Annotated in this window: 19 protein-coding genes and 1 tRNA gene; 10 read left to right on the forward strand and 10 right to left on the reverse strand. The window is 72.0% G+C overall.

Annotated features, from left to right (window positions below; all coding sequences use genetic code 11):
• The first annotated feature begins 109 nt into the window (after positions 1-109).
• A complete protein-coding gene (locus ACS3YM_RS15980; protein WP_439937419.1) occupies positions 110-2,560 on the forward strand; it encodes a peptidase in 2,451 nt (816 codons plus the stop codon).
• Between the two features lie 4 nt (positions 2,561-2,564).
• Here ACS3YM_RS15980 and ACS3YM_RS15985 read toward each other — a convergent pair whose 3' ends face one another.
• Genes ACS3YM_RS15985 through ACS3YM_RS16000 form a run of 4 tightly spaced genes read right to left on the reverse strand, consistent with a single transcriptional unit; the run spans position 2,565 to position 5,895 of the window.
• Complete coding sequence (locus tag ACS3YM_RS15985) at positions 2,565-3,401, reverse strand: hypothetical protein (RefSeq protein ID WP_439937420.1); 837 nt, start codon at positions 3,399-3,401, stop codon at positions 2,565-2,567.
• Positions 3,398-3,787: a hypothetical protein gene (locus tag ACS3YM_RS15990; protein WP_439937421.1), complete on the reverse strand. Its 390-nt coding sequence runs from the start codon at positions 3,785-3,787 to the stop codon at positions 3,398-3,400. Before ACS3YM_RS15990 ends, ACS3YM_RS15985 begins: the two co-directional genes overlap by 4 nt.
• Before the next feature lie 52 nt (positions 3,788-3,839).
• Complete coding sequence (locus ACS3YM_RS15995) at positions 3,840-5,570, reverse strand: putative T7SS-secreted protein (protein ID WP_439937422.1); 1,731 nt, start codon at positions 5,568-5,570, stop codon at positions 3,840-3,842.
• Position 5,571: 1 nt separating this feature from the next.
• A complete protein-coding gene (locus ACS3YM_RS16000; protein WP_439937423.1) occupies positions 5,572-5,895 on the reverse strand; it encodes a hypothetical protein in 324 nt (107 codons plus the stop codon).
• A gap of 134 nt (positions 5,896-6,029) precedes the next feature.
• Between ACS3YM_RS16000 and ACS3YM_RS16005 the strand changes: the two genes are divergently transcribed.
• The 5 genes from ACS3YM_RS16005 (at position 6,030) to ACS3YM_RS16025 (ending at position 12,218) form a co-directional block, all read left to right on the forward strand.
• Positions 6,030-6,350 (forward strand): WXG100 family type VII secretion target, encoded by a 321-nt coding sequence (locus ACS3YM_RS16005; RefSeq protein WP_439937424.1) that lies wholly within the window; start codon positions 6,030-6,032, stop codon positions 6,348-6,350.
• Positions 6,347-6,646 carry a WXG100 family type VII secretion target gene (locus tag ACS3YM_RS16010; RefSeq protein WP_439937425.1) on the forward strand — a complete coding sequence of 100 codons (300 nt, stop codon included), beginning with the start codon at positions 6,347-6,349 and terminating at the stop codon, positions 6,644-6,646. The genes ACS3YM_RS16005 and ACS3YM_RS16010 overlap by 4 nt, the downstream gene beginning before the upstream one ends.
• 128 nt (positions 6,647-6,774) lie before the next feature.
• The gene (locus tag ACS3YM_RS16015) at positions 6,775-10,503 is read left to right on the forward strand and encodes a heterodisulfide reductase-related iron-sulfur binding cluster (RefSeq protein WP_439937426.1); all 3,729 of its coding nucleotides are present in this window, start codon (positions 6,775-6,777) and stop codon (positions 10,501-10,503) included.
• Positions 10,504-10,727: 224 nt separating this feature from the next.
• Complete coding sequence (locus tag ACS3YM_RS16020) at positions 10,728-11,270, forward strand: toxin-antitoxin system HicB family antitoxin (protein WP_439937427.1); 543 nt, start codon at positions 10,728-10,730, stop codon at positions 11,268-11,270.
• Positions 11,271-11,369: 99 nt separating this feature from the next.
• Positions 11,370-12,218, forward strand: a complete 849-nt coding sequence (locus tag ACS3YM_RS16025; protein WP_439937428.1) for a DUF4097 family beta strand repeat-containing protein — start codon at positions 11,370-11,372, stop codon at positions 12,216-12,218.
• 157 nt (positions 12,219-12,375) lie between these two features.
• On the opposite strand, the gene ACS3YM_RS16030 is transcribed toward ACS3YM_RS16025, so the two are convergent.
• From ACS3YM_RS16030 to dcd, 6 genes are all read right to left on the reverse strand, one after another.
• A complete protein-coding gene (locus tag ACS3YM_RS16030) occupies positions 12,376-13,257 on the reverse strand; it encodes a siderophore-interacting protein (protein ID WP_439937429.1) in 882 nt (293 codons plus the stop codon).
• Positions 13,254-14,057 carry an ABC transporter ATP-binding protein gene (locus ACS3YM_RS16035; RefSeq protein ID WP_439937430.1) on the reverse strand — a complete coding sequence of 268 codons (804 nt, stop codon included), beginning with the start codon at positions 14,055-14,057 and terminating at the stop codon, positions 13,254-13,256. Before ACS3YM_RS16035 ends, ACS3YM_RS16030 begins: the two co-directional genes overlap by 4 nt.
• A complete protein-coding gene (locus tag ACS3YM_RS16040; protein ID WP_439937431.1) occupies positions 14,054-15,085 on the reverse strand; it encodes a FecCD family ABC transporter permease in 1,032 nt (343 codons plus the stop codon). Before ACS3YM_RS16040 ends, ACS3YM_RS16035 begins: the two co-directional genes overlap by 4 nt.
• Entirely contained in the window at positions 15,082-16,116 is a 1,035-nt protein-coding gene (locus ACS3YM_RS16045; RefSeq protein WP_439937432.1) for a FecCD family ABC transporter permease, read from the reverse strand. Before ACS3YM_RS16045 ends, ACS3YM_RS16040 begins: the two co-directional genes overlap by 4 nt.
• Positions 16,116-17,162, reverse strand: a complete 1,047-nt coding sequence (locus ACS3YM_RS16050; RefSeq protein WP_439937433.1) for an ABC transporter substrate-binding protein — start codon at positions 17,160-17,162, stop codon at positions 16,116-16,118. The genes ACS3YM_RS16045 and ACS3YM_RS16050 overlap by 1 nt, the downstream gene beginning before the upstream one ends.
• Positions 17,163-17,375: 213 nt before the next feature.
• A complete protein-coding gene (dcd, locus tag ACS3YM_RS16055) occupies positions 17,376-17,951 on the reverse strand; it encodes a dCTP deaminase (RefSeq protein ID WP_439937434.1) in 576 nt (191 codons plus the stop codon).
• A gap of 56 nt (positions 17,952-18,007) precedes the next feature.
• Between dcd and ACS3YM_RS16060 the strand changes: the two genes are divergently transcribed.
• The 4 genes from ACS3YM_RS16060 to ACS3YM_RS16075 all read left to right on the forward strand — a co-directional run bounded on the left by ACS3YM_RS16060 (position 18,008) and on the right by ACS3YM_RS16075 (position 21,722).
• Positions 18,008-18,769 carry an SGNH/GDSL hydrolase family protein gene (locus tag ACS3YM_RS16060; protein WP_439937435.1) on the forward strand — a complete coding sequence of 254 codons (762 nt, stop codon included), beginning with the start codon at positions 18,008-18,010 and terminating at the stop codon, positions 18,767-18,769.
• Positions 18,770-18,797: 28 nt separating this feature from the next.
• Positions 18,798-18,873: transfer RNA gene (locus tag ACS3YM_RS16065), tRNA-Gly, on the forward strand.
• 532 nt (positions 18,874-19,405) lie between these two features.
• Positions 19,406-20,653, forward strand: coding sequence for a hypothetical protein (locus tag ACS3YM_RS16070; RefSeq protein WP_439937436.1), 1,248 nt, complete (start codon positions 19,406-19,408; stop codon positions 20,651-20,653).
• Position 20,654: 1 nt separating this feature from the next.
• On the forward strand, positions 20,655-21,722 hold the full coding sequence (locus tag ACS3YM_RS16075) for a hypothetical protein (RefSeq protein WP_439937437.1): 1,068 nt from the start codon (positions 20,655-20,657) through the stop codon (positions 21,720-21,722).

Consider the following 21,722-nt stretch of genomic DNA (forward strand, 5'->3'; position numbering starts at 1 on the left):
GCGATCTTCGACCAACGTGGGAGAGACCTTCGAGAAACCGCCCGCACCGGTGTCCCCGTAGCCGGCGGTGGGTGGCGGTCGTTGAGCGGGCGGACGACAAGGAGCCCCCGTGACCTCGACACCCCGCCCCCTGCACCGCCGCCTCATCGCCCTGCTGACCGCGGCGGGGATGGTGGTCGCCGGTGCCACCACCGCTGCGAACGCCTCCTCCGACGACGGCCACGGCCATGCCCACAACGACCCCGCGACCAAGAACGCCATCAGCCGCAGCGGCGAGGCGGCCGCCAACCCCGACCCGACCACGCCCGCCCAGCGCTCGGCCAGCCGGGCCCGGGTGGCGAAGCAGCGGGCGCAGCGCGAGCCGCAGCTCACCGGCGTGCCGCTGCGCAGCAAGCGTCGCGCGGTGCCGGAGAGCGTGTACGCCATGGCGGGCGGCTGCTACCGCCTCGGCGGGCAGCCGGTCACCTTCCAGGCGACCGGGCTGGGGTCCTACCTCCTCTATGCCGCCGACCGCACCTTCCTCGCAGCCACCGGCCCGGACACCGCCGGCTGGGCCACCGCCCCGTCGCCCGACGCGGACTGGACGGCGCACAGGACCGGCAAGGGCCGCTTCACCTTCACCCTCGCCGACGGGCGCTCGCTGCGGCGCACCGGATCGGGCTTCGCCACCGGCGACGCCGAGTCGTTCGCCCTGCGTCGCACCGACGGCTGCACCGCCTTCCCCGAGGTCCAGACCAACGTGTCAGGTCGACCGTTCGGCGGCGTGACGTCCTTCCAGGAGGTCCGCGGCTGGGTCGACCCGCACGTCCACGGCCAGACCCACGAGTTCCTCGGCGGCCGCGTGATCTGCAGCCCTCCGTTCCACAGGTACGGCGCCGCCGCTGCGCTCGTCGACTGCCCCGACCACCAGGTCGCCGACGGCCGCGGCGCGCTGCTCGAGGACGCGCTCGCCGGCCACACCCCCGGCACCGGCCACGACCCGGTCGGCTGGCCGACCTTCTCCTACTGGCCCAACCCGCACTCGCTGACCCACCAGCAGGTCTACTACAAGTGGTTGGAGCGCTCGTGGCGGGCGGGCCTACGGATCCACACCAGCCTGCTCACCGAGAACCACATCCTCTGCACCGTCTACCCGCTCAAGAAGAACTCGTGCGACGACCGCGACGCGGTGCGGCTGCAGGCCAAGGACATGCGCGCGATGCAGGACTACATCGACGCGCAGTACGGCGGTCCCGGCCGCGGCTGGTACCGCATCGTCACCGACCCCTTCGAGGCCCGGAGGGTCATCAACCAGGGCAAGCTCGCGGTGGTGATGGGCATGGAGACCTCCGTGCCGCTGGGCTGCAACGTGCAGCTGGGCCGGCCCACCTGCACCGAGGAGCAGATGCTCGCCGAGCTCGCCGAGATGAAGCGGCTCGGCGTCAGCCAGATGGAGCTGACCAACAAGTTCGACAACGCGTTCACCGGCGTCGCCGGCGACTCCGGCAGCATCGGGCCGCTGACCAACAGCGCCAACTTCCTCAGCACCGGCTCGTTCCTGCGGATGCGGACCTGCCCCTCGACCAACCCGGCCGGCATGGAGGACAAGCTCCAGTCGCCCAACCTCGGCGACCTGGGCAGCCCCCCTCAGGGGACCCCCGAGCAGGACGCCATCTTCGGCGCGATCTGGAAGCTCTTCGGGGACGCGGGCGTGCAGCCCGCGCCCGTCTACCCGGCGGGCGCGCACTGCAACCAGCTCGGCCTCAGCCCGCTCGGGCAGACGCTCCTGTCCGCGATGATCGACCAGAGGATCCTCTTCGACCCCGACCACATGAGCGTCGCCGGCCGCAACGCCGCGCTCGACTACCTGGAGCAGCAGCAGGCCGCCGGTCGCTCGCCCGGCGTCGTGTCGTCCCACTCCTGGTCGACGCCCGACGCCTACCCGCGGATCTACCGGCTCGGCGGCTTCGTCGCTCCCTACGCAGGGGACTCCACGGGCTTCGTGGAGAAGTGGCGCCAGCACCTCGGCTGGACAGACCGGCGCTTCTACTTCGGGTTCGGCTTCGGCTCGGACATGAACGGCTTCGGCGCCCAGGGCGACCCGCGCGGCGCCGACGCGAGCAACCCCGTGACGTACCCCTTCACCGGCCTCCACGACGTCACGATCAAGCGGCAGCGCAGCGGCGAGCGGGTCTTCGACATCAACACCGACGGCGTCGCCCACTACGGCCTGTACGCCGACTGGGTGGAGGACGCCGAGCACGTGGCAGGCGTCGACGGGGCCGCGCTCGGCGCCGACCTCGCCCGCGGCGCCGAGGCCTACCTCCAGACGTGGGAGCGCGCGTGGGGGATCGCACCCGACTCGTGCCGCAACCCGGGCCTGCGCCTGTCGGCGCGCGCCTTCACCCGCGCGGCCGACCCCGGCCTGCGGGCCCGCGCCCTGATGCGGCGCGTCGGCCAGCCGTGGCAGCGGCTCGGTCGCGAGTTCACCTACTGCGCGACGAGGCCGGGCAGGAAGCGGGTGCTGATGACCGTCGAGCTGTCGCGTGCCGGCACGGTGGTCGGCGTACGCCGGGGGTGACGCCTCAGCGGCTCGGCTGCGGGAGCTCGTTGGTCACGCCCTGCACGTCGGCCAGCTCGTCCGTCGCGGCCTCGGCCTCGTAGACCCCCGGTTCGACGAGGCGTGCCCCGACCGACTCCGCCCGCTGCTCGTCGTCGGACAGGAGCAGCAGCTGGCTCGTGGTGCCGTCGGACGCGAGCACGCGCACGGGCACGTCTCGCCAGGTCGCCGTCAGGACGACCTCGAAGAGCTCGCACTCCCCCAGCGGCAGGGCCGCGCTCCAGACTCCGGGCCGCACCTCCTCCCAGCCTTCCGGACCCGCGTCGGTCCTCACGCTCACCAGCACGCCGTCGCCGACGACGTCGGCGACGAGCTCGGCGCCACGCCACCGGGCGCGGGGTCCGACGAGCGGGCTCCACGGCCGCCAGCCCTGGGCGCCGCGCCACCCACGCGCTGCACCCTGGTAGGTCGAGAGGCACTTCTGCTCGCCGTCGGAGCGGATCCGCCAGTACTCGGCGCCGTAGGGGTAGCGCGTGCGGCCGAGCTCCCAGACCGGGACGACGGCGTCCCCGCGCAGGAAGCCCGTCGGGTACGTCGGCCAGGACCGCTCCTCGACGGACGGACGCTCCAGCCGGGCGAGCGGGGGCACCTCGAAGCGCACCACGTCGACGAGCTCCTGGCCGTTCGCCTCGAAGCCGTAGGCGGCCAGCAGCCGCTCAGGGGTGTCGAGGGTGGCGGCGTCGGCCGCACTCACCACGACGCCGCCGACCTGGTCGTAGCCGTCCTCGACGATGGCCTTGCCCAGGTCGGCGGTGAGCAGCTTCTGCAGCACCAGGCGGTCGGGATCGTTGCGGCTGGTCATGACACCTTCTCCTCCGACACCTCGACGTCGCTCAGCTCGGCGACCGGCGCCCTGCCGAGCCAGCCCTGCTGCTGGTCGCCGGGGATCCCCAGCGCGGCCGCGCGGCGCGGATCGGTCGTGGTCACCCCGACCGTGCCGTCGCGCTCGCGCCCGACGACCGCCACGCGCTCGCCCTTCCACACCGCGCTGACGCCCACCCGCCACCACGTCACGTGCTCGGCGGGCAGCTTCACCCAGTCGCCGCGGCTGTTCGAGCCGATCTCGAGGGCGTCGGGGAAGTCGCTGGCCGGGGCGCCGCCGTGGGCCAGCGCACGCCACCCGTCACCGTGGAAGAGCAGCTCGTAGCGCCGGCCGCGGTACTCGCCCTCGGCGTGGCTCACCTGCACGTCGTCGCTCCTCGGTCGTCCGGCACCACTGGTTGCCCTGCTGGTTGCCCTGCTAGTTGCCCTGCGGGACCCACTCGCCGTCACGCAGCACGGCGGTCAGGCGCTGGCTCCCGTCGGGAAGAACCTCCCACATCTCGGCGCCGTCCCTCATCGGCACCCCGGCGTTGCCGGCGGCGTCCGGGTAGGACTGGTACTCGGGGATGATGTCGTCGCCGGCCTTGGTGAAGCCGTTGCCGGTGAAGGGGTCGCTCCAGCCGTCGTAGGACCCGTGCGTCGTCTGGCCCATCTCCGAACGGAGCGGCGACTCGAAGCGCGGGTCGTCGGTCGTGAAGCGGATCAGGTGCGTGCTGTCGTCGTCGGGGCGGAACGGCGTGTTGTCGTAGTCGAGCCGCAGGCCGTCGTGGATCTGCGCCGGCGTGGTCAGCTGGCTCGTGTCGTCGGCACGCGTCACCGACCCGCGGACCTCGGTGGCGTCGAAGCCGGGGTCGCGGCCCATGAGGTAGCGGTCGGCCACCTCCGGCGCGACGACCTTCTGCATCACCGTGCTGGCGTCGGGCCTGGCGATGTCGCCCTGCAGGGCCCGCATGGTGCGCCACTCGTCGGGCGTGAGCTGCGACACCGGCTTGTTGATGAGGTCGATCGCCTCGTCGCGGGTGAGACCGTGGCTGGAGAGCAGGTCGTCGGTGACCTGGCTGCGGCCGAGCTGCTCGGGAGCGTACGTCGCGCGGTGCGGGACGTCGTCCATCATCGAGTAGAGGCGCGAGCCGTCGCCGAGGTCGTCGAGGTGCCGCAGGTCGGCGAGGTCCCCGAGGTCGTCGAGGTGGCGGAGCTTGCCCATGTCACCGAGGGCGTCGAGCGCGTCGAGACCACCCTTGACGCCGCGGGTCGCGAGCGCACCGGTGCCACCGGTCGCCACGGCGACGACGGCGTCCGGGACGAGGTGACCGATCGCGCGCGCCGGGTCGTCGGCCCAGGTGTCCCAGTCGAGCAGCGACTTGCCCAGCTCCTTGCCGAACCCGACCGGGTCGGTGGTCAGGCCGGTGTAGATGCCCTGCGCCATGTCCCAGGCGCTCTCGGCGGACAGCTCGTACTTCTTCATCAGCTCCTCGGGCGTGAGGTCGCCCGCCGCGAGCTTGTAGGAGTCGATGACCATGTTGACCGGGCTGAACGGCACCATCGTGAGCAGGTCCCACACGGCCTCGCCGGCGCCCTCGAGGATGCCGCCGACGAACTTCAGCCCGGACTCGAGCCAGTTGGGCTCCTCCGGGGCGTCCGCACAGCCCGCCCTCACCTGACCGGCGCACACGTGGGCGGCGTCGTCGAGGTCGGCGCGTGCGGCGGCCAGCTCCTGGAGGGCCTCCTGCTGGATCGGGTCGCCCCAGTCGACGAAGGGCTGCGCCTGGTCGGTGCCGCCGCTGCTCCAGTAGGACCGCATCCGGTCCATGTAGGAGCCGTACTGGGCGCGCGCGCTCTCCGACTCCTGCTGGCCCCGCTCGTACTCCTTGCGCGACCACTCGGCGCGCGACTGCGCGCTCTCGAGCTCACCGGCGTACGTCGTGAGCCCGGCCGCGGCCCTCTTGAAGCCGTTGCCGGCCTTGATCCAGCGCTCGGGCTCGAGGTCGTGGGCCTCGCGGAACTCGTCCGCGGCGCGGCCGGTCCAGCCGGAGACGTCGATCTTCGCCAGGGCGTCGCCGGTGTCGTAGAAGAGCTGGCCCTTCTGCTCCATCAGCACGGCCTTGGCGCGGATGTTGCCCGGGCTGCCCTCGATCTCGAAGTCCGGCACCTCACATCACCTTGACCGCGGCGATCGTGCCCTTGAGCGCGGAGAGGGCGTCGTGGCCGGCCTTGTCGGTCTCGAAGTAGTTCATCGCGATCTTGCCGAGCCGCCCGGCCATCTCCTCGACGTCCTGGCAGAGGTTGTTGACGCCCTCCTCCCAGCGACCCTTGAACTCGTCGAGCGCGTCCCGGACCACGTCGCTGCCGACGTCGCCCTTCGAGGGGACCAGGTCCTCGACGTCCTTGTCCTTGAAGAGCTGGAGCGTCTCGTTGAGCCCCTGGGCGGCCTTGCCCATGCTCTCGAGGTCCACCTCGTAGTCGTACGACGCCATGGTCGGGAGTTTCCCCCACGCCGCCGCCGGTAAACCGCTCACCCTGCGGCAGGCTGGTGGTGTGAACGCCGCCTGCCCGGGGTAGGAGGGCGACACCGACCCCGAGTGACGTGTGACCGAGAGAGGAGGCGGCCGTGGCCGTCGGACTTGTCTACGCCGAGATGCAGGCCGCCGCGCAGGCCGTCGCCGATGCGGTGGAGCCGTTGCAGGAGACGCTGCGCGAGCTCGGCGCGACCGTCGAGGCCGAGGCGGGCCAGGGCTTCAAGGGTCAGGCCGCGGCCGGGTTCGGCGAGGCGGTCAACGAGTGGTTCAACGTCGCGATCACCCTCGGCCCGATCCTCGAGGGCTACTCCCAGAGCCTGATGTACGTCGCGCAGGAGCACGCCACCAACGACGTCGAGCAGGCCCAGCGCGCGGGCCAGCTGGCCGACCGCCTCGGCGGAGGTCCTCGATGAGCGAGCGCGGCCTGGTCGTGCACCAGGGGTCCCTGTCCGCGATCGAGTCGGCGCTGGCCGACGCCACGACGTCGCTCAGGACCCAGGTCGACGACCTCCTCGAGGAGGTCGAGAAGCTCACCCCCGGCTGGGACGAGACCAGTGAGTCGCACCTGGCCCACCTCGAGCACCAGCAGAAGCTCCGCGACGGGATCGAGAAGCTCGCCGAGGCGCTCGACCAGGTGCGCACCAGGCTGGCGACCTACCGCGAGGACGCCCGCGAGACCGAGGTCGAGAACGTCGCGATCGTGAACTGAGGCGCACCAGGTCACCGCACCAAGTTACCTGCGGGTAGGATCTTTCTCACTCGTGAGAGCCCTGCCGTCGGCACGACGGGCGGCCATATGCTCCGGCTCTGTACGCCCCGACCGAGGAGCACCCCTTCATGCAGATGTTCGCGATCGTCGTCTCGCTGGCCGCCACGGCCGTCGCCGTGGTCCTGACCACGCGCGCCGTACGCCACATGGTGGGCGTGATCCGCACCGGTCAGCCGGTCTCGCGCAGCAACGACCCCGTGGCGCGCCTGGTCACCATGCTCAAGGAGTCGGTGCTCCACACCCGGATGCTCCAGTGGCACTGGATCGGCATCCTGCACTGGTTCGTCTACGCCGCGTTCATCTTCCTGTCCTCGGCGGTGATGGCGGGCTACGTCCAGCTGTTCGACCCGATGTTCGAGATCCCGGTCGTCGGCAAGTGGTACATCTACGGCTGGGCCGCGGAGATCCTGGGCCTGCTCGGCACCCTCGGCATCATCGCCCTGGCGATCTACCGCCAGGTCAAGCACCCGAGGTCGCTCGGGCGCCGCAGCCGGTTCTTCGGCTCCAACTTCTGGCAGGCCTACTTCGTCGAGGGCATGGTGCTCCTCGAGAGCGCGGCGATCCTGTTCATCCGCGGCGCGGAGTACAAGCTCCACCACGGCACCAAGCTGCACTTCCCGCTCAGCCACCTGGTCGGCGAGTGGTTCTACCCCGACTCCGTGCAGGCCCTGAAGAACATCGTGTTCTTCGTGGCGATGGTCAAGATCACCTCCGCGATGATCTGGCTGATCGTGATCGCCTCCAACCTGACCATGGGCGTGGCGTGGCACCGCTTCACCGCCTGGTTCAACATCTTCTTCAAGCGCGAGTCCGACGGCAGCACCGCGCTGGGCGCGATGAAGCCGCTGACCTCGGACGGCAAGGCGATCACGCTCGACGACATCGACGACCTCGACGAGGACTCGGTGCTCGGCGTCGGCAAGGTCGAGGACTTCTCCTGGAAGGGCATCCTCGACTTCACCACCTGCACCGAGTGCGGTCGCTGCCAGTCGCAGTGCCCCGCGTGGAACACCGAGAAGCCCCTCTCCCCCAAGCTCCTCATCACCAGCCTGCGCGACCACGCGTACGCCAAGGCGAACGGCGACGAGGCACACGCCGAGCGCGAGCTGGTCGGCGTCGGCTCCAAGGGCGAGAGCGCCGGCGCGGGCACCGACGTGCTCGACTACTTCTACAACCCCGCCGACGGCGACTTCGTCATCGACGAGGACGTGCTCTGGAGCTGCACCTCCTGCGGCGCCTGCGTCCAGCAGTGCCCCGTCGACATCGAGCACGTCGACCACATCATGGACATGCGGCGCTACCAGCTGCTGGTGGAGTCCAACTTCCCGGCTGAGCTCAATCAGCTCTTCAAGGGCCTGGAGAACAAGGGCAACCCCTGGAACATGTCGAGCACGGCTCGCATGGACTGGGCCAAGGGCCTCGACTTCGAGGTGCCGGTCGTCGGCGAGGACCTCGAGTCCCTCGACTCGGTGGACTGGCTGTTCTGGGTCGGGTGCGCGGGGGCGTACGAGGACCGCGCGAAGAAGACCACGCGGGCGGTGGCCGAGCTGCTCGACCTGGCCGGCATCTCCTTCGGGGTGCTCGGCAACGGCGAGACCTGCACCGGCGACCCCGCTCGTCGCGCCGGCAACGAGTTCGTCTTCCAGGGCCTCGCCCAGCAGAACGTCGAGACGTTCAAGGAGTACAAGGTCAAGAAGGTCGTCTCGACCTGCGCCCACTGCTTCAACACGCTCAAGAACGAGTACAAGGACTTCGGCATCGAGCTCGAGGTCGTCCACCACACGCAGCTGCTCAACCGCCTCGTGCGCGAGGGCAAGCTGACCCCGGTCAAGGACGGCGCGGGTGCCGCGAAGCGCTCGATCACCTACCACGACCCGTGCTACCTCGGTCGCCACAACGAGGTCTACACGCCCCCGCGCGAGCTGCTGCAGGTGCTGCCCGGCGCCGAGGTCGTCGAGATGGAGCGCAACGCCGAGCGGTCCTTCTGCTGCGGCGCCGGCGGTGCGCGCATGTGGATGGAGGAGAACCTCGGCGAGCGGATCAACCTCAACCGCACGAAGGAGGCGGTGGGCACCGGAGCCGACCAGATCGCCGTCGGCTGCCCCTTCTGCCGGGTGATGCTCTCCGACGGGCTCACGGCCCAGCAGGCGGCTGGCGAGGCGCGCGAGGAGGTCGAGGTCCTCGACGTCGCGCAGATGCTCCTCGCCTCGGTGAAGGGCGAGCAGGCGACCAAGGCCGCGCCCGGGTCCTCCGCCGCGCCCGCCGCCGCCCCGGCGACTGCTGGCGCTGCTGCTGGCGCTGCATCGGCAGCCACCGACGTCGCCACCAAGGACGAGCCCGAGGCCGGTGACGTCACCGTCACCGAGGACACCGTCACCGGGACGGCCGACGCCGGTCCCGCCGCCAAGGCGTCGGGGGGCTCGTCGCTCTTCGACACCCCGGCACCCGAGGCTGCGCCGGCCAAGCCCGCCGAGAGCGGATCGCTCTTCGACACACCCGCCCCGGAGCCGGAGCCGGCACCCGAGCCCGAGGCCGAGGCCGCCCCCGAGGCCGCTGTGGGAGCTGAGTCTCCCAGCGACTCAACACCCAGCACGCCCGCGAAGACCGACCTCGGCGCCGGCGGATCGCTCTTCGACCTCGACGCTCCCGCGGAGCCCGAGGCGGCGGAGCCCGAGCCCGCCGTGGTGGCTGAGTCTCCCAGCGACTCAAGCCCGAGCGCGCCCGCCGCGGCGGCTGAGTCTCCCAGCGACTCAGGCCCGAGCGCGCCCGCCGCGGCCCCTGCCGCGGCGCCTGCGACCGACCTGGGCAGCGGCGGATCGCTCTTCGACATCGCCGCGCCCGCGCCGACCGAGGCGAAGGCCGCGGCCCCGGTGGACGAGGCCGCGGTGGACGAGAAGCCGGAAGCTGAGCCCGAGCCGCAGGCCGAGCCCGAGCCGGAGGCGAAGGTCGAGGTCGCGCAGGCTGAGGCGCCCGCGCCCAGCGGGACCGCATCGACCCCGACCACCGACGCCGACCTCTCGAGCCTCGGCTCGCTCTTCGACCTGGAGGCTCCGGCCGCTGAGGCCGCCCCCGCAGCTGCGGCGCCAGAGCCGGCGACCTCCGAGGGCGAGTCCGAAGAGACGTCCGACGACGCGGCTGCTCCGGCGGCCGAGTCGTCACACGTCCCAGCCGAGCCCGAGGCAGAGACGGTCGAGGCCCCGGTGGCCGAGACCCCGGTCCCGGCAGCTGCGAGCAGCGGTACGGCGTCCACCCCCGCCACCGACGTCGACCTGACGAGCCTCGGCTCACTGTTCGACATCAGCGCGCCGGAGGTCGAGACGACCAGCGCCCCGACCGTCGCCAACGAGCCTGCTGCCGAGTCGGTGCCCGAGTCCGCGCCGGAGCCCGTCCCTGAGCCCGAGGTCACCGAGTCGTCGGAGCCGGAGGCAGCCGCGGCCCCCGAGCAGCCTGACGCCGCAGAGGCCGAGCCGACGCCCGAGCCGGAGGCACCCAGCGCTCCGCCGAGCGGCGCCGACCTGAGCCAAGCCGCCCTGTTCGCGGACCCCGAGCCGGAGACCTCGAGCGAGCCGGACACCCCGACGGACACCCCGGCGGACACCCCGGCGGACACCCAGCAGGAGAAGGCCGACGACCCGGACACGGTCCTCGACGCAGACGACTCCGCCGATGCACCACCGAGCGAGGAGCCCGAGCCCGAGGAGAAGCCGGCCAGCCAGCCGGCCGCGCCCGCCGGTCCGGCGTACACCCCGCGCACCGACGCCGACATCGACGGGACAAGCTCGCTCTTCGACCTGTGACCGCCGCGGCCCCCGCCTGAAGCTCCACTCGAGCGAGTGGACCTTCAGCGACTCCAGCAGCAATTCACGCTCAGCCCCAGATGGATCTTCACTCGTGCGAGTGGAAATCCATCTGGGGCTTGTGCATGGCCGGGGCGTGACCGCCAGACGTGACGTCACCGATGCACCAAGATGACATCACCAAGGCGTTGACATGACATCATCGTGATGTCACAGTGGTGCACATGGACATCACCCCGTACGTCGACACCTTGCGCCGCGACCTGGTCGCCGCGGCCGAGGCGGGTAGCGACGAGCTCAAGCAGGCCGCCGAGAGGCTGGCCTACGCCCTCGACCCGAGCGCCCGGCTCGCGCTGATGGAGGCCATCTCCCACGCCGCGGCCGAGATCACCGCCGAGCTGCCCGAGGGCAGCGTCGACGTACGACTCGTGGGCCGCGAGCTCGACTTCGTCGTTGAGGTCGCTCCCCCGGCCGCCGCGCCCGCCCCGCCCCCACCTCCCGCACCGCCGGCCGCGCCCGAGGAGGACGACGGCGACCTCGCCCGGATCACGCTCCGCATCCCCGAGGCAGTCAAGGCCCGGGCCGAGGAGAAGGCCGCGGCCGCGGGGCAGAGCCTCAACACCTGGATGGTCGGCCTCGTGCGCAGCGCCACCAACGAGCACGCGATCAACGTCGACATCGACCTCAGCAGCGTGCCCTTCGTGGGCTACGACCCCTTCGCCGCCAACCGCAAGGGCAACAACCGGCGGATGACCGGCTGGCTCTGACCCCCGGCTCCCCGAGCCACTGACCCACCCGACCACCACGGACCGGCGCCACGCCGGCCCGGCGGACGAACACACCCCGAACCGAGTCTGGAGACCCCGATGAGCAACCACCAGGACGTCACCTTCGACACCCCGGAGCCGATCGAGCTCTACGTCGAGAACGGCCGCGGCACGGTCGACGTGACCGCCACCGACACCCTCGACACGACCGTGCGCATCACCGGCGAGCGTGCCGAGGAGTTCGAGGTCCGCGACCTCGACGACGGGGCCGGCACGCACCGGATCGCGATCATCGCCCCACCACGCTCCAGCGGCTTCTTCGGAAAGGACCCGCGCGCCGAGATCGTGGTCGAGGTCCCGGTCGCGAGCGCCCTCAGCGCCAAGGTCGGCAGCAGCGACGTGTCCACCCACGGTCGGTTCGGCGACATCCGCATCGACTCCGGGTCCGGCGACATCACCCTCGACGTCGTCGACGGCGACACCGAGGTGAAGTCAGGGTCCGGCGACGTGAGTGCCGAGCAGCTCGCGGGCGACGCCGTCATCAAGTCCGGCTCCGGCGACGTGCAGGTGCGCCGCTCCGACTCCGACCTGGTCATCACCACCGGAAGCGGCGACGTACGCGTCGACCGGGCCGACGGCGACGTCGCCGTCAAGACCGGCTCCGGCGACGCCCAGCTCGGCTCGGCGCGCGGGGAGGTGGTCTTCACGACCGGGTCGGGCGACCTCGTGATCGGCCGGGCCGCGTCCGGCCGGGTCACCGCCAAGACCGCCAGCGGCGACGTCAGCATCGGCGTCCTGCCCGGCACCCCGGTGTGGACCGACCTCCGCACGGCCAGCGGCCGACTCTCCTCCACGCTCCCCAGCACGGGCGAGCCCGCCCCCGACCAGTCCTTCCTCGAGGTCCGTGCCACCACGGCCTCGGGCGACGTCACCCTCCACCAGGGCTGAAGCCCTCCAGAAAGGAGCACGGCCATGTACGACTCGTTCACCGACCTCGAGCTCATCGCTCGTCACCGCATCGCCGAGCGCGTGCGCTTCTCGCCCCGCGCGCCCAAGCGCCGCCGCTGAAACCAGGGCGCCGCGGCCCCGCCCCGTCAGGACCTCGTCATGACCTCATGGCGACCCCGCGGCGCCAGTACCCCATGAAGGCCACCTGGCTGCGGTCGAAGCCGAGCTGGTTGACCAGGTGCCGGCGCAGGCCGGTGACCATCCTCGACTCCCCCGCGATCCAGGCGTAGGTGCCGACCACCCCGACGCCGTCGCTCCCGACGTCCTCCCCGGAGGAGGAGTAGGACGGCGTCTCCCACAGGTCGGGGTCCACCTCGTCCGGGGCGACCTCGAGGATCGCTCCGGGGACGCCGAGGTGGGCCACGACCGCGTCGTGGAGCCCGGCCCCGACCTCCTCGCCCTCGCGTGCCAGCCACACGACGTCGACACCCGCCGGGTGGCGTACGTCCTGCACGTCGGCGGCCACGGGCACCTCGAGGAACGCCGTGCCGCGTGCGTCGGCCGGCAGCTGCTCGACGACCGTGCAGATCGCCGGCACCGCGGTCTCGTCCCCGACGAGCAGCAGCTCGGCTCCCGGCGGCGGGGCGAACTCGATCCCGCCGAAGGGGAACCCGCGTCGCGGAGCGAGCACGCCGATCCGATCTCCCACGGCAGCCGTCGAGGCCCAGGTGGAGCCCGGCCCGACGAGGTCACCCTCGAGGTGCAGCACCATGTCGACGACCAGGGTGGTCTGCTCACCGGAGCCGCGTACGTCGCGGAGCGTGTAGGTGCGCATGTGGCCGCGCTCGGAGGCGGGGTCGGGGAAGACCAGCTTGATGCGCTGGTCGTAGCGCGGCCCGTCGACACCGAAGTCGGCCAGCGCGGGACCGCCCAGCCCGACGCGTACGAACGTGGGGCTGAGCCGCTCGACCGAGACGACCTCGACGTCGGTGACGAGCATGGGCAGCACGGCCGGGTCCGAAGTGGCGGCCACGGTCATCGGTCCTCCTGGACGGGTCGGTGGCGGCCCACGGGCACCACGAGCGGGGTGTGCGAGACGGGGTCCTCGATGACGCGGTTGTCGAGGCCGAAGACCGCGCGGACGACGTCCTCGGTGACGACCTGCCGCGGCGTGCCCTCGGCCACGACGCGACCGGTGTGCAGCGCGACGAGGTGGTCGGCATAGCGCGCGGAGAGGTTGAGGTCGTGCAGCACCATCACGATCGTGGTGCCGCGCCGGGCGTTCAGGTCGGCGAGCAGGTCGAGCATCTCGACCTGGTGCGCGACGTCGAGGTAGGTCGTCGGCTCGTCGAGCAGCAGCAGGTCGGTGCCCTGCGCGAGCGCCATCGCGATCCACACCCGCTGGCGCTGGCCGCCGGATAGCTCGTCGACCACCCGGCCGGCGAGGTCCAGGGTGTCGGTCAGCACGAGCGCCTCGGCGACGGCCTCCTCGTCCTCGCTGGTCCAGCGTCCGAAGGCGCCGTGGTGCGGGTGCCGCCCGCGCCCGACCAGGTCGGACACGGTGACGCCCTCCGGGGCGATCGGGTCCTGCGGGAGCAGGCCCAGCGTGCGGGCGACCTGCCGGGTCGGCATCCGGTGGATGGCCTCGCCGTCGAGCAGCACCGAGCCGGACCGCGGCCGCAGCAGGCGCGCGAGGCCGCGGAGCAGCGTCGACTTGCCGCACGCGTTGGCGCCGACGATGACGGTGACCTGGCCGTGCGGCACCCGCAGGTCGAGGTCGCGTACGACGGCGGTGTCGGTGTAGCCGAGCGTCAGGGCGCTCGCCTCCAGCCGGGTCATGCCGCCCTCCTTCGGTGTGCGTCGAGGGGGCCGCGGGCGAGCAGCCAGAGCAGGAACGGTGCACCGCACGCCCCGGTGACGACGCCCACGGGCAGGTTGAGGTCGGCGAACGCGTAGGCCCCGACGTGGTCGCCGGCCAGCACGACCACGGCGCCGACCAGACCGGCCGCCGGCAGCGTCGTACGACCGCCGTTGAGGGCACGGGCGATCGGGCCGGACAGAAACGCGACGAACGCGACCGGACCGGCGGCGGCGACGCCGACGGCGACGAGGAGCACGCCGAGCAGCAGGAGGAGGTCGGTGCGGCCGCGGCCGACGCCGAGGCCGGCGGCGGTGTCGTCGCCGAGCTCGGTGGCGTCGAGCGAGCGCGCCGCCCAGGCGGTGGCCGGCAGCAGCACGGCCAGCACGGCGGCGAGCAGGCCGATGGACGACCAGGCGACGCCGTTGACGCTGCCGGTGAGCCAGCGCAGCACGAGCTGGACGTCCCACTCGTCGACGCGGGTGAAGACGTACTGGATCACCGACTGCATCGCCGCGGCGAGGCCGATGCCGGCGAGCACCACCCGGAAGTCGCCGCGGCCTCCGGCGACCACGCGGACCGCGACAGCGACCCCGACGGCGCCGGCGACGGCGGCGAGCGAGACGGACCAGCCGGTCCACCCGGCCAGGGCGATCGCGGACACCGCCGCGGCGCTCGCGCCGAGGCTCACGCCGACGATGTCGGGGCTCGCGAGCGGGTTGCGCAGGGTCGTCTGGAAGATCGCCCCGCCGATGCCGAAGGCGAGCCCGACGAGCACCGCGAGCACGGCGCGCGGGAGCTTGGACTCCATCACGATGTAGGTCGCGCCGGGGATCTGCTCGCCGCCGACGATGCGGAGGAAGTCGGGGATCGTGACGGTGTAGTCGCCCAGCAGCACCCGGGCGGCGAAGGCGCCGACCACCACGAGGGCGAGGCCCGCCACCAGGCGTCGGTGGTGGTGCAGCGGCGCCCGGCGCGCACGGCGTACGACCTCGACAGCCGCGGTCACCACGCCCTCCCGGCGCGTCGGACCAGGGCGATGAAGACGGGTACGCCGACGGCGGCGGCCATGATCCCGACCTGCACCTCCGAGGGCGGCAGGACGACGCGGCCGATGGTGTCGGCGACGACGACCAGGGCGGCCCCCGCCAGCATCGAGAACGGCAGCACCCGCAGGTGGTCGGGGCCGACGAGGCCGCGGACGACGTGCGGCACCACCAGCCCGACGAAGGCGATGGGTCCGGCGAGCGCGGTCGCGGTGCCGGCGAGCAGGACGATGGCGAGCGCGATGACGAGCCGGTCGCGGGTCGTGCGCCGACCGAGCCCGCGGGCCAGGTCCTCGCCCAGGGCCAGGGTGTTGAGCAGCCGGGCGCCGGCGAGCGCGAGGAGCACGCCGACCACCAGGAAGGGCAGGCCGACGAGGAGCACGTCGATGCCGCGTCCGCCGAGGGTGCCGACCTGCCAGAACCGGAAGGACTCCATGGTCCGGCGGTCGGCGAGCAGCAGTCCGGTGGTCCAGCTCGAGAGGCCGGCCGTGAGCGCGGCCCCGGTGATGGCGAGCTTCATGGGCGTGGCGCCGTCGCGGCCGAGCGAGGCGATCGCGTGCACGAGGGCTGCGGCCACGGCCGCGCCGACGAAGGCCATCGGGAGGAACTGGCCCATGGAGGCGAGGCCGAAGGCCGTCATGCCGACGACCATCGTGAAGGTGGCACCCGCGTTGACGCCGAGGATGCCCGGGTCGGCCAGCGGGTTGCGGGTCAGGCCCTGCATCAGCGCCCCGGCGAGGCCGAGCGCGGCGCCGACCGCGAACCCGAGGACCGTGCGCTCGAACCGCGCCTCGACGATCACGTGCAGTGGGTGGGTCGGGTCCCAGACGGCCTCGAGCGGGACCCAGCGCGCCCCGACCACCAGCGAGAGGACGCCGGCACCGGCCAGCACCGCGACCGAGATCGCGGCGCTGACCGGCAGGGCGAGCCGACGCGACGAGCCGCCCCCCGGAGGCTCTGTCGCGACTGCTCGCGTCGGGACGAGGATGGTCATCAGCCCTCGACGGCCTCGACGACGCGCGGCAGGAAGTCGCTGACGATCACGGGGATCGACAGGGGCGTCGGGTTGGTGGAGGCCATGGCGGTGGCCTTGTCCGTCTCGGCGTACCAGTGTCCCTCGGCGATCGCCGGGATCTGGCCGAGCAGCTTGTCGCCCTCGATGGTCTCGACGCTGTCGGCGGAGTCGACCCAGGTGAGGAAGACGTCGGAGTCGAGGTCGGCGGCCTTCTCGGCCGAGACCGAGCCGTAGAACTCACCGGGCTTGATCGCCTCTGCGACGGCCGGGGCGTCGACCATGCCGAAGTCGCGCAGGATCGAGACCCGCGGGTCCTCGGGGGCGTACATGCCGATGGTGGAGAGGTCGGTCGGCGTGAGGTAGCCGTAGATCAGCTCCGCGCCGTCGAGCTCGGGGTGGGCCGCCGCGGCCTCCTCGATCGTCGCCTCGGTGTCGGCCTCGACCTCCTCGGCCAGCGCCGTCCGCCCGAGCGCCTCGCCGACCATCTCGAGCGAGGTCTGCCAGTCGGTCGTCCAGGGCGCCTCGGGGTAGGCCACGACGGGGGCGATCTTGGAGAGCTTGGAGTACTCCGCCTCGGTGATGCCGGAGTTGGTGGCGAGGATCAGGTCGGGGGCGAGCTCGGCGATCTCGTCGATCGGCGCGCCGTCCGCGTCGTCGTACCTCACGGGCGCCGCGGCGCCGGACTCCTCGACGGCCACGTCGAACCAGTCGGTCGAGCCTGCCTCGTTGCCACCCCAGGTGATCTTCGTGGCCCCGATCGGTACGACGCCGAGCGCGACGGCGTGGTCCTGGTCGGTCCAGCCGAGGGTCGCGACGCGGGTGGGCTCGGACTCGATGGTCGTCGCACCCAGGGCGTGCTCGATCGTGACGGGGAAGGCGTCCGGGTCGGCGGTGGTGGTCGCCGACGGCTCTGCTGCCGGTTCCGAGGCGCTGGTGGACCCGGTGCTGCAGCCGGTGAGGGCTGCGACGAGGAGGGTGGCCGTGGCGACCTGGATCGGGATGGGCGCGGCGAGGGTTCGCTTCATCAGAACTCCGTGGTGAGGGTGACCTAAGTAAGGCAAGCCTAACCACACTTGGTCGGGCAGCGCGACGCGGGTGTGCCGCCATCCGACATGCGGACTGTCGGCTTCTCCGGTTTCCCCGCATCAGCGGGGAAACCCCGACTTCTGGGGGCGTGCAAACCCCCGGAGGTTCGAGTTTCACCGCATAGGCGGGGAACCCGAACGGGGCCGGACGTCTCAGATGGGCGTGCGGTGGAAGTTCTGGAACGAGCGGCTCGGGGTCGGGCCGCGCTGGCCCTGGTAGCGCGAGCCGTACGCCGGGGAGCCGTAGGGGTGCTCGCTCGGCGAGGAGAGCCGGAAGAAGCAGAACTGCCCGATCTTCATGCCCGGGTAGAGCTTGATCGGCAGGGTCGCGACGTTGGCGAGCTCGAGGGTCACGTGCCCGGAGAAGCCGGGGTCGACGAAGCCGGCCGTCGCATGGGTGAGCAGCCCGAGCCGGCCCAGCGACGACTTCCCCTCGACGCGCGCAGCGACGTCGTCGGGGAGGCTGACCTTCTCGTACGTCGACCCCAGCACGAACTCGCCCGGGTGCAGGATGAACGGCTCGTCGCCCTCCGGCTCGACCTCGCGCGTGAGCTCGGACTGGTCGGCGGCGGGGTCGATGTGCGGGTAGCGGTGGTTCTCGAAGACGCGGAAGAAGCGGTCGAGGCGTACGTCGATGCTCGAGGGCTGCATCATCTGCGGGTCCCACGGGTCGAGGGCGATCCGGCCGGCGTCGATCTCGGCGATGATGTCGCGGTCAGAGAGCAGCACGCGGCCGACCCTAGCCTCCTGCGCGGGCGCGCGGAGGGGGTCGCCACAATGGATCGGTGACCTTCCACCGCTACGTCGCCCTGGGCGACTCCTTCACCGAGGGCGTCGGCGACCCCGACTCCTCTCGGCCCAACGGCCTGCGCGGCTGGGCCGACCGGGTCGCCGAGGTGCTGGCCCAGCAGACCGACGACTTCGGCTACGCCAACCTCGCCATCCGCGGCCGCAAGCTCGCATCCATCGTCGACGAGCAGGTCGGGGCCGCCGTCGCGCTCGAGCCGGACCTCGTCACGATCCACGGCGGCGGCAACGACGTGCTCCGCCCGCGGGTCGACATCGACGCGCTGGCGCGGACGTACGACGACGCGATCCGCAGGCTGTCAGCGACGGGCGCTCATGTCGTGATGTTCACGATCTTCGACCCGGGCGCCGGCGGGATCTACGGCCCGATGCGCGGCCGGATGGCGATCTTCAACGAGTGGGTCCGCGAGATCGCCGACCGGCACGGCGCGACCATCGTCGACATGTGGCGGATGCGTGACGTCGAGATCGCCGGGGTCATGGACACCGACCGCATGCACCTCAACAGCGACGGCCACACCCACATGGCGCACGCCGTCCTCGAGGCCATCGGCGTCGAGCACGGCCTCGCCCCGGTCACCGTCGGCCCGCTGCCCGTGCTCGACCGCCGCCAGCAGTGGGCGGCCAACGCGCAGTGGACCCGCGAGTTCCTCGTGCCGTGGGTGCACCGCCGCCTCACCGGCCGCTCCTCGGGGGACACTGTGTCCCCGAAGCGACCCGGCATCTCCCCCGTCAGGTAGCATTCCCGAGCCGTCCACGGACGGCACTGCGGATGTAGCTCAGTTGGTAGAGCGCGACCTTCCCAAGGTCGATGTCGCGAGTTCGAGTCTCGTCATCCGCTCCACTATTGAACAGCGCGCGAGCGCGACGCTCTGCCCACCGTCGATGTCGCGAGTTCGAGTCTCGTCATCCGCTCCACTATTGAACAGCGCGCGAGCGCGACGCTCTGCCCACCGTCGATGTCGCGAGTTCGAGTCTCGTCATCCGCTCCACTATTGAACAGCGCGCGAGCGCGACGCTCTGCCCACCGTCGATGTCGCGAGTTCGAGTCTCGTCATCCGCTCCACTATTGAACAGCGCGCGAGCGCGACGCTCTGCCCACCGTCGATGTCGCGAGTTCGAGTCTCGTCATCCGCTCCACTGTTGAACAGCGCGCGAGCGCGACGCTCTGCCCACCGTCGATACGTCCGCGATCCCCGGCTGACCGGGGATTCCTGAAGTTGTCGGCCCATGCACGCCCTGACAAGTTCAGCGATCCCCGGCTGACCGGGGATCACTGATCAGCAGAGAGCCGTGGGGCACGTGGGGAACTTGCGCCTTCTGGGGCCAGAGAGGACAGTGAGGCGACCGTCTTCTCGGATCGAGGTTCCTTCCCCATGCCACGTCTTCCCCGCTTCCCAGCCGCCAAGGTGGCCCCCAAGGTCGCCCACACCATCGCCGACGAGGACGCCGCGCGCCCGCTCTGGCGCCACCCCGTGACCATCGCCGCCGCGGCCCTGGCCCTCACGCTGGGCGCCGTCCCGTTCCTGCCCGACGGCGGCGACGACCAGGGCTCGATCGCCCCGTCGTCCGAGACCACTGCGGCCCCCGACACCGCCCCCGGCCGCGGCGAGGTCACCCCGGCCATGCAGGCCGAGATCGACCGGGTGCTCGCGGAGGGAGCGGGACTCGACCGCGCCCAGGGACGTACGGCGCTCGCGCGGGCGTCGGTCCGCTGCGCCACCTTCGACGGCCAGCGCTACTGCCTGGGCTTCGGCTGGACCAACCAGACGCGCGAGGCCCTCGCAGCCAGGCTCGAGGCCCGTCCGAGCTTCGGGAGGACCGAGCGCACCGGCGACCTCGACTCGGACGGCCTGCTGGCCCGGGCGGAGAGCCGGACGGCCGCTGCCCGCACCGAGGCGGAGCGCGCCGAGCTCACCATGGCGGCCCGGTCGGTCGGCAAGGTGTGGATGCTGCGCCACGAGATCCAGGGCGTGCCGCTGCCCGACGGGTTCGCGGAGCGCCACCCAGAGGTGGCGGCGGTCGACGTGCAGGCGCGCGGCGGGTTCGGCGGGTCGTACCCGACGCGGTCCAAGATCCTCACCAGCAAGGTCGCCCAGGCCCAGAACCAGACCTACTGGTGCGGCCCGGCGACCATGCAGGCCATCGGCTGGGGCTCGCAGGGGGCGCGGAAGAACCAGTCCTACTGGGCCCGCCGGCTCGGCACCACCAGCGCCGGCACCGCGATCACCGACATGGTGCGCGTGGTCAACAACAAGACCGACTACGACGAGGCCACCCACGCCGGCCCCTACGTCGTGCTCGACATCAGCGACTTCACCTTCAAGCAGTGGTACCGCCTGATGATGCGCCACGTGCACGACTACCAGGCCCCGGTCGTGCTGCACCCGGTGCTTCTCAAGCAGTACTACCCCTACCTCGACGACGACGCGAGCGGCCACTTCCAGGTCGGCCGCGGCTTCGACCAGGACCCCGGCGGCAACCGGAAGATCGGCTACTTCGAGCCGTGGGACCAGTCGCGGTTCGACCCCAGCGAGCCGGCCATCGGCCGCGTGCAGTGGCGCAACGCCTACAAGTCCTACCGCGCCAACCTCGACCACTTCCAGCACAACATCGGGGTCTGACGTGCGAGTCCGTACGACGTTCGCGCTGGCGCTGCTGGTCGGCCTCGCCGGCTGCGGGGCCGACGACTCCGCGCCCGCCCCGGAGGAGCCGACCGGGGCGGTGGGCGGCACGGTCGGCGACCCGGCGGTCGTCGAGCCCACACCCGCCCTGCTCGAGTGGAACGACTCCGGCGTCGAGCCCGGCACCCGCTACGTCAAGGGCCCGGAGTGGGAGGCGCTCGGCTCCCGCGACAACAGCTCGGTCGAGCTGGCCCGGGGTGGTGACGCAGTGCGCGTCTCCGCCGGCACGGGACGCACCATCTCGGAGGTGCTGATGAGCGAGGACTGGGCCGTCGTGGTCCGTCAGGACAAGGCCGAGACCGCTCCTAGCGAGGTCGCGGTCGTCGACCTCGCGACCGCCGAGGAGGGCGACGTCGCCACCCCGCCCGCGGCCAGTGGCGGTTCGTGGGCGCTGACCGGCGGCGATCTCTACTACCCGACCTACGGCGACGACCGCGCCTACTGCCTGGCGACGTACGCCCTGGCCGACAGCAACGGCGAGGACGGCTGGTGCGCCCCGGCGAGGTCGGGCTTCTCCGGGCTCACCGCGAGCGAGCACGGTGTCGGCATGATGACCTTCGACGACGCCCGCCCGGTCGCCTGCCGCACCGCCAACCTCCTCGACGGCAGCGGCGTGCCGCAGCCGATCGAGGGCCCGCAGGACTGCACCGCATGGGACGTCGCGGCCACCGCCGACGGCGCGCTGTGGTCCGAGGTGCCGAAGCCGCGGCGCCAGGAGGAGGCGCACTTCCGCGCCTCCGCCGACGGCACCTACTTCGACCTCGGTCCCGGCACCACCGGCACCGCGCTCCCGTGCGGCGATTCCGTCTTCTTCGTCCGGGACCCGCAGGGCCCCGGCGAGCCGGCTCGGCTGATGCGCTGGACGCCGGAGCACACCCTGGAGGTCGCCTACGAGTCGACGTCCACGGGCAACGCCTTCCTCGGCGAACCCACCTGCGGAGGTGGGGTGCTCACGCTCGCGTCCTTCGGCGAGAAGGGCGACGAGACGGTGTGGGCTAACGTCACCTGA

Source organism: Nocardioides sp. N13(2025) (genome assembly GCF_051912545.1).
Taxonomy (GTDB): Bacteria; Actinomycetota; Actinomycetes; order Propionibacteriales; family Nocardioidaceae; genus Nocardioides.

What these genes read in the sequence shown, in the direction of transcription:
- ACS3YM_RS15985 (WP_439937420.1), bottom strand. Translation starts at nt 3,401, where the DNA reads ATGACCAGCCGCAACGATCCCGACCGCCTGGTGCTGCAGAAGCTGCTC.
- ACS3YM_RS16000 (WP_439937423.1), bottom strand. Translation starts at nt 5,895, where the DNA reads ATGGCGTCGTACGACTACGAGGTGGACCTCGAGAGCATGGGCAAGGCC.
- ACS3YM_RS16010 (WP_439937425.1), top strand. Translation starts at nt 6,347, where the DNA reads ATGAGCGAGCGCGGCCTGGTCGTGCACCAGGGGTCCCTGTCCGCGATC.
- ACS3YM_RS16015 (WP_439937426.1), top strand. Translation starts at nt 6,775, where the DNA reads ATGCAGATGTTCGCGATCGTCGTCTCGCTGGCCGCCACGGCCGTCGCC.
- ACS3YM_RS16020 (WP_439937427.1), top strand. Translation starts at nt 10,728, where the DNA reads ATGGACATCACCCCGTACGTCGACACCTTGCGCCGCGACCTGGTCGCC.
- ACS3YM_RS16025 (WP_439937428.1), top strand. Translation starts at nt 11,370, where the DNA reads ATGAGCAACCACCAGGACGTCACCTTCGACACCCCGGAGCCGATCGAG.
- ACS3YM_RS16030 (WP_439937429.1), bottom strand. Translation starts at nt 13,257, where the DNA reads ATGACCGTGGCCGCCACTTCGGACCCGGCCGTGCTGCCCATGCTCGTC.
- ACS3YM_RS16035 (WP_439937430.1), bottom strand. Translation starts at nt 14,057, where the DNA reads ATGACCCGGCTGGAGGCGAGCGCCCTGACGCTCGGCTACACCGACACC.
- ACS3YM_RS16045 (WP_439937432.1), bottom strand. Translation starts at nt 16,116, where the DNA reads ATGACCATCCTCGTCCCGACGCGAGCAGTCGCGACAGAGCCTCCGGGG.
- ACS3YM_RS16050 (WP_439937433.1), bottom strand. Translation starts at nt 17,162, where the DNA reads ATGAAGCGAACCCTCGCCGCGCCCATCCCGATCCAGGTCGCCACGGCC.
- ACS3YM_RS16070 (WP_439937436.1), top strand. Translation starts at nt 19,406, where the DNA reads ATGCCACGTCTTCCCCGCTTCCCAGCCGCCAAGGTGGCCCCCAAGGTC.